Source organism: Flavobacterium sp. 140616W15, from assembly GCF_003668995.1.
Taxonomy (GTDB): Bacteria; Bacteroidota; Bacteroidia; order Flavobacteriales; family Flavobacteriaceae; genus Flavobacterium.
The window spans coordinates 2,114,842-2,130,636 of sequence record NZ_CP033068.1 but is presented as its reverse complement, the minus strand read 5'-3'; the positions used below and the strand labels follow the sequence as shown (position 1 = coordinate 2,130,636).

General features: G+C 31.4%; 17 protein-coding genes. 5 read left to right on the top strand and 12 right to left on the bottom strand.

The features are described 5' to 3' along the window. The first annotated feature begins 100 nt into the window (after positions 1–100). A complete protein-coding gene (locus tag EAG11_RS08975; protein ID WP_242499315.1) occupies positions 101–1,210 on the top strand; it encodes a PepSY domain-containing protein in 1,110 nt (369 codons plus the stop codon). Further along, on the top strand, positions 1,207–1,422 hold the full coding sequence (locus EAG11_RS22205) for a PepSY domain-containing protein (protein ID WP_242499314.1): 216 nt from the start codon (positions 1,207–1,209) through the stop codon (positions 1,420–1,422). Before EAG11_RS08975 ends, EAG11_RS22205 begins: the two co-directional genes overlap by 4 nt. Before the next feature lie 103 nt (positions 1,423–1,525). Here EAG11_RS22205 and EAG11_RS22200 read toward each other — a convergent pair whose 3' ends face one another. From EAG11_RS22200 to EAG11_RS08920, 12 genes are all read right to left on the bottom strand, one after another. Next, positions 1,526–1,732, bottom strand: a complete 207-nt coding sequence (locus EAG11_RS22200) for a sensor histidine kinase KdpD (RefSeq protein ID WP_242499352.1) — start codon at positions 1,730–1,732, stop codon at positions 1,526–1,528. Beyond that, entirely contained in the window at positions 1,726–2,910 is a 1,185-nt protein-coding gene (locus EAG11_RS08970; RefSeq protein WP_242499313.1) for a histidine kinase dimerization/phospho-acceptor domain-containing protein, read from the bottom strand. Before EAG11_RS08970 ends, EAG11_RS22200 begins: the two co-directional genes overlap by 7 nt. Further along, the gene (locus EAG11_RS08965; RefSeq protein WP_129538892.1) at positions 2,907–3,587 is read right to left on the bottom strand and encodes a response regulator transcription factor; all 681 of its coding nucleotides are present in this window, start codon (positions 3,585–3,587) and stop codon (positions 2,907–2,909) included. The genes EAG11_RS08970 and EAG11_RS08965 overlap by 4 nt, the downstream gene beginning before the upstream one ends. A 348-nt stretch (positions 3,588–3,935) precedes the next feature. After that, positions 3,936–5,906 (bottom strand): protein-disulfide reductase DsbD, encoded by a 1,971-nt coding sequence (locus EAG11_RS08960; RefSeq protein ID WP_129538891.1) that lies wholly within the window; start codon positions 5,904–5,906, stop codon positions 3,936–3,938. 71 nt (positions 5,907–5,977) lie between these two features. Further along, a complete protein-coding gene (locus tag EAG11_RS08955) occupies positions 5,978–6,460 on the bottom strand; it encodes a TlpA disulfide reductase family protein (RefSeq protein WP_129538890.1) in 483 nt (160 codons plus the stop codon). 152 nt (positions 6,461–6,612) lie between these two features. Beyond that, on the bottom strand, positions 6,613–6,972 hold the full coding sequence (locus EAG11_RS08950) for a hypothetical protein (RefSeq protein WP_129538889.1): 360 nt from the start codon (positions 6,970–6,972) through the stop codon (positions 6,613–6,615). A 347-nt stretch (positions 6,973–7,319) separates the two neighbouring features. Next, positions 7,320–8,126 (bottom strand): hypothetical protein, encoded by an 807-nt coding sequence (locus EAG11_RS08945; protein ID WP_129538888.1) that lies wholly within the window; start codon positions 8,124–8,126, stop codon positions 7,320–7,322. A gap of 4 nt (positions 8,127–8,130) precedes the next feature. Continuing rightward, on the bottom strand, positions 8,131–8,658 hold the full coding sequence (locus tag EAG11_RS08940; protein WP_242499312.1) for a heavy-metal-associated domain-containing protein: 528 nt from the start codon (positions 8,656–8,658) through the stop codon (positions 8,131–8,133). A 1-nt stretch (position 8,659) separates the two neighbouring features. Next, positions 8,660–9,148: a TlpA disulfide reductase family protein gene (locus EAG11_RS08935; RefSeq protein ID WP_129538886.1), complete on the bottom strand. Its 489-nt coding sequence runs from the start codon at positions 9,146–9,148 to the stop codon at positions 8,660–8,662. Positions 9,149–9,178: 30 nt separating this feature from the next. Beyond that, positions 9,179–9,541, bottom strand: coding sequence for a heavy-metal-associated domain-containing protein (locus EAG11_RS08930; RefSeq protein ID WP_129538885.1), 363 nt, complete (start codon positions 9,539–9,541; stop codon positions 9,179–9,181). 161 nt (positions 9,542–9,702) lie between these two features. Then, positions 9,703–10,059: a hypothetical protein gene (locus EAG11_RS08925; protein WP_129538884.1), complete on the bottom strand. Its 357-nt coding sequence runs from the start codon at positions 10,057–10,059 to the stop codon at positions 9,703–9,705. 227 nt (positions 10,060–10,286) lie between these two features. Then, on the bottom strand, positions 10,287–10,730 hold the full coding sequence (locus EAG11_RS08920; RefSeq protein WP_129538883.1) for a hypothetical protein: 444 nt from the start codon (positions 10,728–10,730) through the stop codon (positions 10,287–10,289). Between the two features lie 284 nt (positions 10,731–11,014). Between EAG11_RS08920 and EAG11_RS08915 the strand changes: the two genes are divergently transcribed. From EAG11_RS08915 to EAG11_RS08905, 3 genes are all read left to right on the top strand, one after another. Then, positions 11,015–11,755: a JAB domain-containing protein gene (locus tag EAG11_RS08915; protein ID WP_164998682.1), complete on the top strand. Its 741-nt coding sequence runs from the start codon at positions 11,015–11,017 to the stop codon at positions 11,753–11,755. A 320-nt stretch (positions 11,756–12,075) separates the two neighbouring features. Beyond that, the gene (locus EAG11_RS08910) at positions 12,076–14,178 is read left to right on the top strand and encodes a glycoside hydrolase family 97 protein (protein ID WP_129538881.1); all 2,103 of its coding nucleotides are present in this window, start codon (positions 12,076–12,078) and stop codon (positions 14,176–14,178) included. Positions 14,179–14,751: 573 nt separating this feature from the next. Further along, positions 14,752–15,717: a type I phosphomannose isomerase catalytic subunit gene (locus EAG11_RS08905; RefSeq protein WP_129538880.1), complete on the top strand. Its 966-nt coding sequence runs from the start codon at positions 14,752–14,754 to the stop codon at positions 15,715–15,717. Positions 15,718–15,795: the final 78 nt, after the last annotated feature.

Below are 15,795 nucleotides of genomic sequence, written 5' to 3'. Positions count from 1 at the left end.
GCCTTTATGGTTCTTGCTACTTAATTTTTATAGATTTTAAAAACATGTCAACTTCTACTCAAAAAAGAAAAAAAGTAAAAAATCATTTTTCAAACGCGCCGTGGCATGGCTGCATTTATGGTTAGGATTAGGATCTGGTATCATTGTCGTTATTGTAAGTCTTACTGGCTGTATGTATGTTTTTGAGCATGAAATAAAAGATTTTATGGAGGATTGGCGTTTTGTTACTCCTCAGGATAAAGCGTATTTATTGCCATCGCAACTTATAAGTATTGCTGATAAAGAAATGAAAGGCAAAAAAGCCACAAGTGTTACTTTTGGAGATAAAGATGAAGCAGCAATTGTTGGTTATTTTGTAGCTAAAAAAGAAAAGAAAGAAGACAATAAAGGTAAGGAAGAAGAAGCTAAAAAAGAGAAAAAACAAGCAAATACGAGTAATTTAACATCAAATGACAAGCCTAAAGATAAAGAACCAAAACGTAAAAAAAGACGAAGTGGCACTACCTTTAATGTGTATATGAATCCTTATACAGGCCAAGTTCTTAATGTTAAAGCTATTTCTAGAGAAGACCCCGATTTTTTTAGATTCATGCTTAACGGACACCGTGCTTTATGGTTGCCTTATGACATTGGCCGTCCTATTATAGGAGTTGCAATTTTAATTTTTGTGGTAATTTTAATTACAGGAATGGTTTTATGGTGGCCAACAAAATGGATTAAATCGATTAGAGATAAGAGTTTTAAAATAAAATGGTCAGCTAGTTTTAAACGTGTAAATTATGATATGCATAATGTACTTGGTTTTTATAGTATGATTTTTTTATTGGTCATTTCTCTTACAGGTTTAGTTTGGAGTTTTGGCTGGTTTAGTAAATCATTATATTGGGTAACCTCAGGAGGGAAGCCGTTAGTAGAAAACAGAGAATCTCCTAAGTCGGATACAACAAATGTTAAAGATTTTCATGTTTCTACAATAGATAAAGTAATGCTAAAATTAATAAAAGAAAGCCCTCAGGCAGCTGGTATTTTAATATCAATGCCCGAAAAACCATCAGACCCTATTGGAGCTTTTGTTTATAAAAAAGCCATACTTTCTATAATATGGACCGTTATAGTTTCGATCAACAATCACTCAAAGACATTACAATCAAAACCCCATTTTCAGGAAAATACGAAGAAGCAAGTGTTCCTGATAAAATTCGCCGAATGAATTATGATATTCATGTAGGTGCAGTGCTAGGGATTACAGGGAAAATTTTAGCTTTTTTTGCGAGTTTAATTTCTGCAAGTTTGCCAATTACTGGATTTTTAATTTGGTGGGGAAAACAAAAGTTTAGTAAAAAAGGAACAACTCCTAAGCCCAAAGTAGCTACAAAGGCAATACTTGCTCCTAAAAAGTTAGAAGAAGAAATGTCATATTAGTTTCGTTATTCTAAACAAGAATGCTAAAAATAATAAGGTATTAAGAAAACTAAAAGTTAGATTTTTGTTTTCTTAATACCTTTTTTTATAAAAATAAACTTAATTAATCGAGGGTGTTTTTTATACCGTGATAAAGTTCAACAGTAAATATTGTACCCGAATTTTTATCAGATGTAACAGAAATAGTCCCTTTGTGAAGTAAAATAATTTTTTGAGTTAAAGACAATCCAATACCATTTCCATCGGCATATATTTTATTCAGTCCTCGATAGAATGGTTTGAAAATGTGTTTTAAATCTTCTTCTAAAATACCGATGCCGTTATCAGTAAATTGTAAAATAATCTTTTCTTTTTTAGTGATATAACAACCTTACTTTGGTTGTTCTCTGAAAACTTACATCCATTTTCAAGTAAGTTTACAAACGAGACCTTTAATAAATATTCATTTCCATTGACAGTTATTTGCTCATCATCTTCAAAATCATTTTCAAAATGTATGGCAACATTATAATTTGGATTTGATTTTTGCACCTGCTGTCTAGCATCTAATAAAATTTCGTCAATGCGAACTTGTTTAAAAGCAATCTCTGAAGGATCGTAATTAGCTTTGGCAAAATCGAGTAAGCTATTAGATAGTTTTGCTAGTTTTTTTGCATCCTGTAACGTATTAAGAATAACAACTTTATATTCGTCATTATTACGTTCTTTATTGGTGGAGAGTTCTAACTCAGTTATAATAGCAGAAAGTGGTGTACGTAATTCGTGAGAAATATTAGAAACAAATTGCTTTTGAGAATCAAAGGAGTTTTCTAAACGATTTAGCATTTTGTTAAAAGTAGTTGCTAATTCAGAAACTTCATCTTTACTTTCGTTAGTATATAGTCGTAAGTGGAGATTTGTAGCAGAAATAGTTTTTGCTTTATCTGTCATTTCAACAATAGGTTCGAAAGCTTTCTTAGAAAAAAATCGCCCTACAATAAAAAGAAGCAAAATAGATACGATAAAAACAATAATACAGGTTTCGAGTAAGTTTTCTAATTTTATATATCCAAACTCATCGTAGGCAGCTGCTGTAATAATGTACTCTTTGCCTTGAAATTTGTATTTCATTCCTATTACCTGCCAATCATTTTGATAAAATTGTATTTCGTCTTTTTGAACAATTTTTTCAATCATTGGTTTTGTTTCTTTAACAACGTCTATATCAACAGCATCATGATATAACAATTGAAAAGAAGTTGTATAAATAGCAACCTCGACTTCATTTAGTGTCGTTCGATTGTTTCTGTAAATGTTTTGTAATGTCTTGCTATCTACTTTGGCATTAAAAAATAAATTGGCTTTAGTAATTGCTTCTTTTTTTAGTAATGCATAAAATTCTTTTTCTCTATTTTCCTTTGCAGAAATCAAGATGATAATGGCAAATACTAATAAAACAGTAGCTGTTGTAAATGTAAATAATAGGGTTAATCGAGTTCTTATTTTCATTCTACTTTCAAAATAAATCCCATTCCAGATCGGGTATGAATAAGCTTTTTATCAAAATCTTTATCAACTTTTTTCCTCAGGTAATTAATATATACATCGATAAAGTTTGTTCCAGTATCAAAATGAGTATCCCATACTTTTTCGGCAATTTCTGTTCGAGATAAAACACGTTCTGAATTTTGGATCATATACTCTAAAAGTTTGAATTCTTTGGGAGTAAGATTTATTTCGATGTCATTTCTCTTTACATTTTTTGTCTGCAAATTCATTTCAAGATTGTCATATTTTAAAATGAATCCTGTATTATTTATTGTTCCATTACTTCGTTTTAATAAAGCTCTTATGCGAACCAAAAGTTCTCTCATTTCAAATGGCTTTGTCAGATAATCATCGGCACCGGCATCAAAACCTTCTACTTTATCATCTGTTGTACCCAATGCTGTTAGCATTATAATTGGCAAATCGGGCTTTATCTGGCGTATTTCTCTGCATAAATCCAAACCGTCAAGTTTGGGTAAAACAATGTCAGTAATAATCAAATCATACTGATTATTAAGGGCTAATTTTTTTCCAGAGATTCCATCGTAAGCAAGCGTAGGTGTAAAACCATGCTCATCTAACCCTCTTTGGATTAATTCGGCTACTCTTTGGTCGTCTTCTATTATTAAAATTTTCATCGCCCTAAAGTTACTATTTCATTTCTAGATTAACCTCCAAATGCATAAAATAAGGATAATTTTAATGTTTTGTAATTTTAAGATTGAATGGATCATAAAAAAGCTGCCCAAAATAATTTGAACAGCCTCTTTTTTAAGTTGCAAAGGTACTGAGGTACAAAGGATCAAAGGTTCTGTGACTGAATATTAGTACTGAGCACTTTTTCTGCCACAGATTAAAAAAATTAAAGGTTTAAAAATCCGTTTTTATCCGTGTTTTCGCGATAGCGAATCCGTCTAATCCGCGTTCCTTTTTTTAGTCACAGATTTTAAAACTTTGCGGACTTTGCGGTTAATATTTCCTAGAAACTACTTTTTAAATCCCTCGATTCCAGATTTCAACCATTGCTCGTATTCAACAATGTCTGGTGTATATCCTGCAGGTTTATTTAAACTTTGCTCATTGGTATCTAATACAATATAATAGGGTTGTGCATTTGCTTTATAACGGGTAATCTGAAAGTCACTCCATTTATTTCCTATTGATTTTATCTTTTTTCCAGTTTCCTTAGAAGTATATTGTTCTTCGATAGGTAATTCTCTTTTATCATCAACATATAAAGAAATTAATACGACTTCACTATTTAATATTGATAAAATACGTGGATCTGACCATACATAATCCTCCATTTTTCTACAATTAACACAAGCAAATCCTGTAAAATCTAAAAGAATAGGTTTGTTTACACTTTTGGCGTAAGCCAATCCTTTTTCATAATCAGTAAAAGCTATAATATCATGCGGACCTTTATGGGCACCATCTGGTAAAGCAATTGCAGCAGCAGCACTTTTGTTTGAGCCTCCTACACCATAAGGGGATTCGCTATAAGTCATTGGTGGCGGGAAACCGCTTATTAGTTTTAAAGGTGCACCCCATAAACCTGGAATAAGATATATTGTAAATACCAATACCACTAATCCCATAGACAATCGACCTACAGAAATTGAAGACGTAGGAGAGTCATGCGGCAAGGTTATTTTTCCGAATAAGTAGAATGCCAAAGTACCAAATATAGCGATCCAAATAGCTAAGAATATTTCTCTTTCGAACCAATGTAATTGCAATACTAAATCGGCATTAGATAAGAATTTAAAAGCTAAAGCTAGTTCTAGAAAACCCAAAAATACTTTTACAGTATTTAACCATCCACCAGATTTTGGTAATGTATTTAACCATCCTGGGAACATAGCAAATAACATAAATGGTAATGCCAAAGCAGATGAAAAACCAAGCATTCCTACAATTGGAGCAATTCCGCCCTTAGAAGCTGCCTCGACTAGTAAAGTTCCTATGATTGGTCCAGTACAAGAAAAGGAAACAATTGCAAGAGCTAAAGCCATGAATACAATTCCTAATATTCCTCCTTTATCCGCTTGACGGTCAACTTTATTTGCCCATGAATTTGGAAGCATAATTTCGAAAGCACCTAAAAAAGATACTGCAAATACAACTAGCAAGACAAAGAAAATAATATTAAACCATACATTGGTAGATAATGCATTTAGAGCATCGGCGCCAAATAGTAAGGTAATTACGCTTCCAAGGAAGACATAAATCAAGATGATAGAAACACCATATATAATTGCATTTTTGATTCCTTTGGCTTTGGTTTTACTTTGTTTTGTAAAGAAACTTACCGTCATTGGAATCATTGGGAATACGCAAGGTGTAAGCAATGCTGCAAATCCAGATAAGAATGCAATAAAGAAAATCATATATAGATTAGAATCAGATTCTTTTGATTCTGGTTGTTTTTCTACCGTAGTAGCAACAGCTGTTTTAGTTGTTTTTTCGTTTGCAATATCGGCAGCTTGAATTTCTTTTGCAACAAGTGTTTTAAGATTAAATTCAAAATATTTTGTTTCGCTAATGCAATTTTCTTTACAAACTTGATAGGAAAGTTCTACTTGTATCGTTTCTTTATCGTGATTAATTTGTTTGATTAATTGAGTAAAAATTGCTTTATCTGAAAAGAAGATTTCGTCAACACCAAAAATTTCATTAAAGGCTCGTTTCGTTTCGCTTTCGGTTGCTTTTCCAATAAGTTCATAATTGTTTTTGTTATCATGAAAAAGGAATTCGGCAGGTAGCGGACCATCTTCGGGAGTGAATTGAGAATATACATGCCAGCCTGATTCGATAGCCCCTTTAAAAGAAAGCAAATATTCAGAGTCGGATTTTTTCTCAATTGAAGCTTCCCATTTTACAGGATTTATAATCTGTGCCTGAACTTTTGCAAAAGCAAAAACCAGTAATAATAAATAAAAGATTTTCTTCATTTTATAAGTTTAATCAGAACGATTTGTTCTGGTGATGATTTGATTTTAGATCGTGTCTTTTAGTAAAACACTTATTTCTTTTTGATTTGAGCAATTATTTGTGCTTCTGTTGGGTTGATGGCAATTAATTTTCCTGAAGTATTAAAAAGGTAAGTGCTAGGTATTCCTTTTACTCCAAAGATTGCTACCGATTTGGCATCAAAGCCTTTTGGATCAATCAATTGTGGACTTTTTAGTTTGTCTTCTTTAATCGCTTGTAACCATTTTGCTTTACTAATATCTACCGATATCCCAACAATCTCAAAATTTTGCCCTTTGTACTTATCATATAGTTTCACTAAATTTTTGTTGGCTATTCGACAATACGGACACCAAGATGCCCAAAAATCAACTAAAACTGTTTTTCCCGTATAAGAATTTAGTTTGACTGTTTTATTCGTATCATTCTGTAATTGGATATTTGGGAAAGAATCACCTTTTTTAATTTGTGCATTAATAGAAGTGATAGATAATAATACGGTTATTGCTATCAATATATTTTTTATTGAATTCATTGTTTTTGTAATTTTGAAAGAGTTAATTCCAAGACATAACAGTCAACATAACAAATACTGCTATATCCTGAATAGAATTGGTTTTTTTAATGATTTACAGCTTTAAAAATGGTTTTTGGATAAAACGCATTTATGGCTGTCGCAAAAGGAATCTAGCTTATTTTTGGCGGAAGCCAAATGGAACGGAAATCTGAAGAAATAAAGATTTCTGAATAATAATAGTTTTGCTTTCTTTCTGAAAAATTAAAAAAAGAATGATTATCTATTTGAAAAGAAATCATAGGCGAATAATAACTACAGTAAACTACAGGACAATCGGCAGCACTTTCTATACAACCATTAGGACATCTGTGTTCTTTTGTTTTAAAATCTGTTTCTTTACATGAGGCTTTTAAGAACGCTTTATTTTTAAGACATACCTTTTCTATTTTTATTCCACGTGCAAAATTAAGCGTAGGTCCCATAAAGAAACCAAACGTTATAATTAATAGTATGTAGAATTTTTTTGCCATAAGAAATACGAAAATAAAATTTAATTATCAGATGGGTGTTAATTTTGATGTAAATGTTATGCGTTTAATCTGAAGGTTTTGTTCTGAAGGTAATTAGATTTTTATAGAAATAAACCTAACAAGTTTTAGAAACCTGTTAGGCTTGGAATGAGATCTGATTTTATGAGTAAAACGACCTTTTACACAACTATAAAGAGATCTCTATTTTATTCTTTTTCTAATATTTTTTTTGTTTCACGCAGATCTTATAGATTAAAGCAGATTAAATTTAGATTATAAATGAATCTGCCTGTATCAGCTTAGATCTTTTTAAATCTGCGTGAAATAAAATTTACCTACAGCTTAAACTATTTCGTTACATTAAAAAAAGTGTACTCCAGTTTTAAGAAAACACCATCAGATGCTGCACGTTGCATTGAGCTATACAATTCTTTTTTGTAAGCAAGGTCAATTCTTGCCTGACTATTAATGATAAACTGAATAGAAGGAACTACATCTAGATATGATTTTCCGTTTTCGGTAATTGTTTGTCCTGTAAATTCAAGCATAGCATTAATATTCGTTTGCTTATAACTTGTATATTTTTTTGGATGCATTAATTTCCCTACCGAAAAGGTATAGTTTACAGCATTTTTACCCAAGGCATCCGGAAAACTATAATCAGGATTGTTAAGCGCATGCACATAACTTACAGAGGAACTTAATGCCACTTTATGAATTAACTGCGTTGCGACTAAACCTGCTTCGTAACCAGAATTTCCGTTGGCTAAGTCTATAGCTTCCTGATTAAAAAAAGAGTTATTATAACTGTATCTTCCAAACGCAGCCATTCTAAAATGGCTTTGTAGATCATCTACAGAAAAGAATCGGTATTTGGCGTAAAAACCACCCCCTTTAAGACCTAATCCGTTTTCTTGGTTACTTAAAAAAGCTGAGGTACGAACCATCAGATTTTTATTTATTCCCCATGTTACTTCAGGTGTTAAATTATACATAGAGCCACTTTCGTGTTTGTTATCCATGATTGATTGGCCTACACGAACCCCAATAGAACCCGCTGGGGCATTACTGGCAGGTTCGGTTACTACAAATAATTCTTGAGCATCTATATTATATGAAATAAAGAATATAAAGACTAATGATAAATATTTCATTTTTTTATAGTGCTTTTAAGTAATAATCATTTTCATTTTCTGTAGCATAACCAGGATACTTAGAATATGATTTAATTAATTTTTTGTACTCTTTTTGGGTTACAAAACCTTTATCCAGAACTCTATATTTTACTTCTGCATGAGCAACTGGGGTTTTAATATCGATAAAAGTATAGGTAGCATCATCAACTTTTAGAGTTGTATTATCCTCGATTTTATCAGTATGAAACTTAGCTGTTAAAACTAAAGAACCTACAAAGAAACCCGCTTTTTCAACCGCTTTTCTTAGTACTTTAGGCTGTAATGAATTGTCTTTTTTGAAGTAAACAGTAAATGTATTTGTATTCAAATCAGTAGCAATGCTATCTACTTCGGCAAAGGATTTTAATTGTTTGTTTATGGCATTAGAGCACATAGAACAAGTTAATCCAGTTGCCATTATTTCGGCTTTAGAAATTTGAGAATATGATTTTACACCAGTTAATAATAGTACAAGTGTAACAGCTATGAATTTTATATTTATGGTTTTCATTTTATTTTTTGTTTTTTTTGATTTGTGCAATTATTTGCGCTTCAGTTGGGTTTATAGCAATCAGTTTTCCTGATGCATCAAAAAGATAGGCAGATGGCAAGGCATCAACTCCAAAAGTTACAGCCGTTTTAGCATCAAAACCTTTAGGGTCGATTAATTGCTGGTGCTTCAGTTTATCTTTTTCGATGGCTTTTAACCATTTAGTTTTGTCGATATCTATTGATATTCCAACAATTTCAAAGTTCTGACCTTTGTATTGGTCATATAGTTTTACCAATTTTTTATTGGCAACTCTGCAAGGAGCACACCATGAAGCCCAAAAGTCTACTAAAACTGTTTTTCCTTTAAAAGAATTTAGTTTAACGGTAGCATTCTTATTGTTTTGAAGCTGAACATCTGGAAAAGAATCTCCTATTTTTATTTGTGCACTTGCTACAGAAACTGTTGCAACAAGGACAAATAATGTGATTATATTTTTTATTTTGAACATGATATTTTGTTTAAATGATTTTGATTAAGACTATTGCGCTTTTTTAGGGCTTGCTTCTCTATCATATTGGCAACATCCGTGTAGTTCATCATAAACAGAATTAGGAGCTGTAAATTTTTCATTATCATATCCAGCATCAGCAACACGTTTTAGTATTGCATCAAGATTAGTTTTCTTGTTATCGTAAGTAATGGTTGCCATTTTAGTAGTTTCATTCCAGTTTACTTTGGCTTCTTTATTTATGTTTGCTGCAGTTTCGATGGTTTTCTTGCACATACTGCAGTTACCATTGATTTTTACAGTTTCGGTAGTTTTATTTTTTATTTGCGCGCTGGCGAAAGTAACTGATAGTAATAGAGTCATTACCATCAATAAATTTTTTATTGAGTTCATTGTATGTAATTTTTTTTGGATGGACTAACCCTAAAATAGGACAGAAAACATAGCAAATACAGCTATTTCTGCAAAATAGAATAGGATTAAAAAATGTTTTTGATTAAAGCCTTAAAAAAGACTTTTGAATAAGACAGACTTATGGCTGTCAGGAAATAAATCTAGCTTATTTTAGGTGGAAGCCAGATAGAACGGAAATCTGAAGAAATAAAGATTTCAGAATAATAGTAATTTTGTTTTCTTTCAGAAAAACTAAAAAGTGAGTTGTTTTCTGTTTGAAAGATAGCCATTGGCGAAAAGCCACAGTTAGCAGTTGTAGAACCACAAGAGTTTCCTGAACAGCTGTTATCACAATTATGACCTTTTTTGTTAGAATCTTTTTTCTTGCAACAGTCTTTTGTTGTAGATTCTTTTTTGCAACATGACATTTCATTTTTTGTTCCATGCGCATAAGTAAGCGTTGGTCCCATTAGGAAACCAAGCGTTACGAGTAGCAATATGTAGAACTTTTTTGTCATAGTCGAGAGCAAAGATACTTTTTCTTGACTATCGTAGTTGTTAATTTTTTTATAAACATTTTATTGAAGTCTGATTTTATTAGCTTTTTAATATTTGTTTCGCCAATAATAATAAGCTGAAAACATCAAATAACTTACTTTTTTATAAAAAAAACACCTAATTACAATTAAATAATCGACTTTCCATAAAGCAATTACCCTAATCCGTTGTAGTAGCAGTAGTTTTTTTATTCAGAAGTATAACCTAAAATATCAAATTTCTTTTTATTTGAATTGTATTTTAATCTCACATTAATTTTTTGGGTTCCATTATTTAATATTAAAACATTCTCGGCTTTGGAATCTCCAAGAGGATAATTTAAGTCCCCATTTTTAACTTCTAATTTAAATTTAGGGTTTTGCTTTTTTAATTCATTTATTTTTTCCTTTAGTCCTTTTCCAATAAATACAATATTTTCAGTGGAATCTGTTTTTGATAAATCATTCGTAGTTAATTCTTTTCCAACATTCAAAATTTCATTTTTAGTTGTTTGACTTCCGCAAGAAATAAAAAAGACAAGAATAATAAAACTAAAACATTTCTTTACTAAATTCAGTAAAATTACTACTAACTCATCAATATTATTGTCTAATTCTTCTCTCCTTTTATATTCTCGATTAATACTATTCATTTCTCTTAGTGATTTAAACCTTTCTAGCTTGTTTGTTTTATTCGGTAATCCCAAACAAGCTTTATTTCATGATATTTGTGTTTTATTTTTTCAATTTCAAATTTAAACCTCCTAAAAAGTTAGATTGATTTGATGCCATTAAAAGTATGCAAATTATTTAGAGTTACGCATTCAAAAAAAATAATCATCAAAAAAAGACTACAAAATATTTAAAATGCATAGATATTGACTAATAAAAATTTATTATGTTTGTATGTCTTATTAAATTAAAAAGGGTGAAAGAAATGAATGTCAAGATAACAGATAAGGATAAGATTGAAATAGGAGGTGCTCGTGATTTATATGGAATCATGCAGCGTATTTTATTGCGTGAAAATGAAATAGACCGCGAGAAAGAACATTTCTGGATGATAGGGCTTAACATGGCAAACACTATTTTGTATATCGAATTAGTGAGCATGGGCAGCGTAAGAGCTACACAGGTTGAGCCAATGAATGTATATAGAGTGGCTGTGCTAAAAGGAGCAACAAGTGTACTAGCGGTGCATAACCACCCGAGTGGAAGAATGACTCCATCTGATGCTGATAAAGATGTAACAGACAGATTGATACAAGTAGGCAAGATTTTGAATATAGAGCTTCTAGATCATCTTATTATTAGTCCAGAGCGATATATGAGCTTTCTAGATGTAGGATTAATGGATGAATTAGAGAAAAGTGTAAAATATGTTCCTACCTACCAAATAGAAGAAAGAATCCGTAAACAGGTGCTGGAAATAAAAAAAGAAATGGAGAAAACCATAAAGGAAAAAACAGATAAGCTTAAAGAGACAAATAAAAAATTTAAAGAAACAACTGATAAATTTAAAGAAACTGCACAAACTGAAAAGTCGTTAAGAATTGAGACTGAAAATAGAGTTGTAGCTAATCTATTAGATAAAAATATGACAGTCGAAGAAATAGCTGCTATTTTGAATCTTACCTTAAAAGAAGTAGAGAAAATTAGTAAAAACAGAAAATTGTAATTGTTACAAAACTTTTTTTGAACCAGATTAAGTTCCAAATAAAAAACAGCTAAAACCAAAGATGGTAAACACATACATTACCAAGGTAGATACTACTACGGGTAGTTATATCGATTTTGGATGTAATAAATTCTTACTTACCATTGTCTTTAAGTTTTATTGAATTAAAACATAATATTGTTTAATATCATGAATAGACTTCCTTTATTGTGGGATAATACTACTTATAAATCATAATTTTTGCATTAAGTATGCAAGTAAGATATTTTTTATTATGTTTGCTAAATCGATTTAGTAATTCATATAACTTTCTTAAAATTATGAAAAATATACTTTTTATCTGCTTTTTTATTTTTGTTTCAACTTCATTTACGAATGCTCAGGAACTTAAATCGCCAAATGGTAATTTGACTTTAAAGTTTCATTTGAATTCTGAAGGAACGCCAATTTACTCATTAAGTTATAAGAAAAAAGAAGTAATCAAGGAAAGTAAATTAGGCTTAATTATAAAGTCGGATATTATGCTGAATAAAGATTTCCAGATTGCAGGTACCAAGTTTCAATCAGAAAACAGTACTTGGAAACCAGTTTTAGGAGAGCAAAAAGAGATACAAAATCATTATAATGAATTGAAAGTAGCGCTTATTCAAGAGAAAAGTAAGCGAAAAATAGCAATATATTTCCGTTTGTTTAATGATGGTTTAGGATTTAGATATGAATTTCCTGTGCAAGAAAATTTGCGTCATTTTATTATTCAGGAAGAAACAACTGAGTTTAATTTAACAGGAGATCATAAACTCTTTTGGATCCCAGGTGATTATGATACAAACGAATATAGTTATACGACTTCTAAAATATCAGAAATGCAATCTTTGGTGTATGATGCAGTTCATGTTCCACTTGCAGCACAAACACCAATTAAGAATTTGGCAACACAAACACCTTTAATGATAAAGACCGATGCAGGACTTTATATCAATATTCACGAAGCAGCTTTAAAAAATTATCCTGCAATGTGCCTTAATGTCGATGATAAAACCTATTCGTTAAGTTCGCATCTTGTACCAGATGCTGTGGGTAATAAAGGCTATATTCAAACAGGAAGTTTTACGCCTTGGCGAACAATTGTTGTAAGTGATGATGCTAGAAATATCTTGGCTTCAAAAATGATATTGAATCTTAATGAACCATGTAATTTTGAAGATACTTCTTGGATTAAACCCGTAAAATATATTGGTGTTTGGTGGGAATATTTTATAGGAGGTGGATCTACTTGGGCATATTCGGATAATCAGGATGTGGTTATTGGAACTACCGATTTTTCAAAATTAAAACCTAATAACACGCATGGAGCCAATACTAAACATGTCAAAGAGTATATTGATTTTGCTGCTGTAAATGGCTTTGATGCCGTTTTGGTTGAAGGATGGAATGAAGGATGGGAAGATAATACTGCCTTTAAGAAAGAACGCATTTATAGTTTTACTAAAGCATATCCTGATTTTGATGTAAAGGAATTGAATAACTATGCAAATAAAAAGAATGTAAAAATTATTATGCATCATGAAACTACATCTTCGACCGCTGAATATGAACGACAATTAAATGGGGCATTAAATTTCATGACCGATAATAATTATAATGCGGTTAAAACAGGATATGTTGGTCCAATCATTCCAAGAGGAGAACATCATGATGGGCAGCAAATGGTGAATCATTATACTTACGTTGCTAAAGAAGCCGCAAAGCATAAAATCATGGTAAATTCACATGAGGCAGTTCGACCTACAGGTTTGCATCGTACCTATCCTAACTGGTTTGCACAAGAATCAGCACGAGGAACAGAGTTTGAAGCAATGGAAGGAGTTCATCCGGATCATACTACAATCTTGCCTTTTACCCGACTAATGGGAGGTCCTATGGATTATACGCCTGGAATTTTTCAAGGAGATTTATCGGTTTACGGATCTAAAAAGAATAAATTAAGTACAACATTGGTAAAACAATTGGCATTGTATGTAACCATGTACAGTCCGTTACAAATGGCAGCTGATCTACCTGAAAACTACATTCGTTTTAAAGATGCATTTCAGTTTATAAAAGATGTTGCTTTAGATTGGGATGAAACCTATATTCTAGAAGCCGAACCTGGAGATTTTATTACAATTGCCAGAAAAACAAAAGGAAAGCAAGAATGGTTTGTTGGCGGAATTACTGATGAAAAGCCACGTACTGCTATGATTGATTTTAGTTTTCTGCCAGTTGGGAAATCATACACAGCAACGATTTATGAAGACGGAAAAACAGCAGATTACAAAACCAATCCGCAATCGTATAACATTCGTAAAGTAACTGTAAATAGCAAAACTAAATTGAAACAAAAATTAGCTCCTAGTGGTGGAGTAGCTATTTCTATAAAATAAACACAGTTAGAGAATTGGAATACTGATAATACGAATAATATGGATTTGCTTAAGCGAAAACACAGATTAGAAAAATCGGCTTAATCTGCTCGAGAAAAAGTTTAGCCACAGATTTAAATGATTAAAAAGATTTTTGTTTTACCTATATTTAAGTTAAGTGTAAAAAATAATTAGTGGTAAAAAAATGTTTCACGCAGATTTGGCAGATTGAGCAGATTTTTTAAAATCATTTTAATCATTTAAATCTGTGGCAAAAAAAAAATTCACGCAGATTTACTTCGTCTGTAGGCTATCGCTCGGGTGGCAGATTGAGCGGATTTTTTAAAATCATTTTAATCCTTTTTAATCTGTGGCAAAAAAAATCACGCAGATTTACTTCGTCTGTTAGCTATCGCTCGGGTGGCAGATTGAGCAGATTTAAGTTAGATGAAAAATAATTCGTGACAATTCATGAAATTAGTGACAAAAAAATATAAAACAAAGTATTGCTTTAAAATCCGTTTTAATCCGTGCCATCTGCGTTGCCTTTTAGACAATCCCAAAAAAAACAATAATTTTTTAAAAAAAATAAAAATGAGCATAAAAATGTACCCTTTGCAATTTGAACCAATCTTGAAAGAGAGAATCTGGGGAGGCGAAAAATTAAAAACAGTTCTTAACAAACCTATCGTTTCTAATATTACAGGGGAGAGCTGGGAATTATCTACTGTAGAAGGAGATGTAAGTGTTGTTGCAAATGGAGAGCATAAAGGGAAATCATTAGCAGAATTAATAGAGAAACTACCAAACGAAATTTTAGGCACAAGAGTTTATAACCGATTTGGAAAACAATTTCCATTGCTTTTTAAATATCTAAATGCTCGAGAAGATTTATCGATACAAGTACATCCTAATGATCAGTTGGCAAAAGAACGTCATAATTCATTTGGTAAAACAGAAATGTGGTACATAATGCAGGCAGATCCTGAAGCAAGAATCATTGTTGGATTTAAAGAAGATTCCAATAAAGAAGAGTATGTTGAAAATCTAAAGAACAATACATTAGTATCTATTTTAGATGATGTAAAGGTTAAAGCAGGTGATGTGTTCTTTTTAGAAACAGGAATAGTTCATGCTATTGGCGCAGGATTGGTTGTTGCAGAAATTCAGCAAACATCGGATATTACCTATCGATTATATGATTTTGATAGAGTAGATGCTCAAGGAAATAAAAGAGAACTACATGTTGATTTGGCATTAGATGCTATCAATTATAATAAAGTTGATACATATAAGAAATATGAAACTATTGTAAATGAATCTAATGTAGTTGTAGATTGTCCTTATTTTACAACAAATTTTATTCCGTTAAGCGGAGTCGTTAAAGTGAATAGAAATAAAGATACTTTTACAGTCTATATGTGTGTTGAAGGAGCTTTCGAAATTAGATATGAAAATGTAATTTATCAATACAAAAAAGGAGATACGGTTTTGATTCCTGCAGCTATAGATGGGTATGTATTAAATGGAGAAGCATCAATTTTGGAAGTGAGTATTTAGAGGTTCAAAGGGACAAAGGTTCAAAGGGACAAAGGTTCAAAGGTGCTAAGATTCTAAGGTTCTGAGTGAGATTGTTTT

Bases quoted from the DNA above. Each gene is read 5' to 3' on its own strand.
- EAG11_RS22205 (WP_242499314.1), top strand. From the start codon at position 1,207: ATGAATTATGATATTCATGTAGGTGCAGTGCTAGGGATTACAGGGAAA.
- EAG11_RS08970 (WP_242499313.1), bottom strand. From the start codon at position 2,910: ATGAAAATAAGAACTCGATTAACCCTATTATTTACATTTACAACAGCT.
- EAG11_RS08965 (WP_129538892.1), bottom strand. From the start codon at position 3,587: ATGAAAATTTTAATAATAGAAGACGACCAAAGAGTAGCCGAATTAATC.
- EAG11_RS08960 (WP_129538891.1), bottom strand. From the start codon at position 5,906: ATGAAGAAAATCTTTTATTTATTATTACTGGTTTTTGCTTTTGCAAAA.
- EAG11_RS08955 (WP_129538890.1), bottom strand. From the start codon at position 6,460: ATGAATTCAATAAAAAATATATTGATAGCAATAACCGTATTATTATCT.
- EAG11_RS08950 (WP_129538889.1), bottom strand. From the start codon at position 6,972: ATGGCAAAAAAATTCTACATACTATTAATTATAACGTTTGGTTTCTTT.
- EAG11_RS08945 (WP_129538888.1), bottom strand. From the start codon at position 8,126: ATGAAATATTTATCATTAGTCTTTATATTCTTTATTTCATATAATATA.
- EAG11_RS08940 (WP_242499312.1), bottom strand. From the start codon at position 8,658: ATGAAAACCATAAATATAAAATTCATAGCTGTTACACTTGTACTATTA.
- EAG11_RS08935 (WP_129538886.1), bottom strand. From the start codon at position 9,148: ATGTTCAAAATAAAAAATATAATCACATTATTTGTCCTTGTTGCAACA.
- EAG11_RS08930 (WP_129538885.1), bottom strand. From the start codon at position 9,541: ATGAACTCAATAAAAAATTTATTGATGGTAATGACTCTATTACTATCA.
- EAG11_RS08925 (WP_129538884.1), bottom strand. From the start codon at position 10,059: ATGACAAAAAAGTTCTACATATTGCTACTCGTAACGCTTGGTTTCCTA.
- EAG11_RS08920 (WP_129538883.1), bottom strand. From the start codon at position 10,730: ATGAATAGTATTAATCGAGAATATAAAAGGAGAGAAGAATTAGACAAT.
- EAG11_RS08915 (WP_164998682.1), top strand. From the start codon at position 11,015: ATGAATGTCAAGATAACAGATAAGGATAAGATTGAAATAGGAGGTGCT.
- EAG11_RS08910 (WP_129538881.1), top strand. From the start codon at position 12,076: ATGAAAAATATACTTTTTATCTGCTTTTTTATTTTTGTTTCAACTTCA.
- EAG11_RS08905 (WP_129538880.1), top strand. From the start codon at position 14,752: ATGAGCATAAAAATGTACCCTTTGCAATTTGAACCAATCTTGAAAGAG.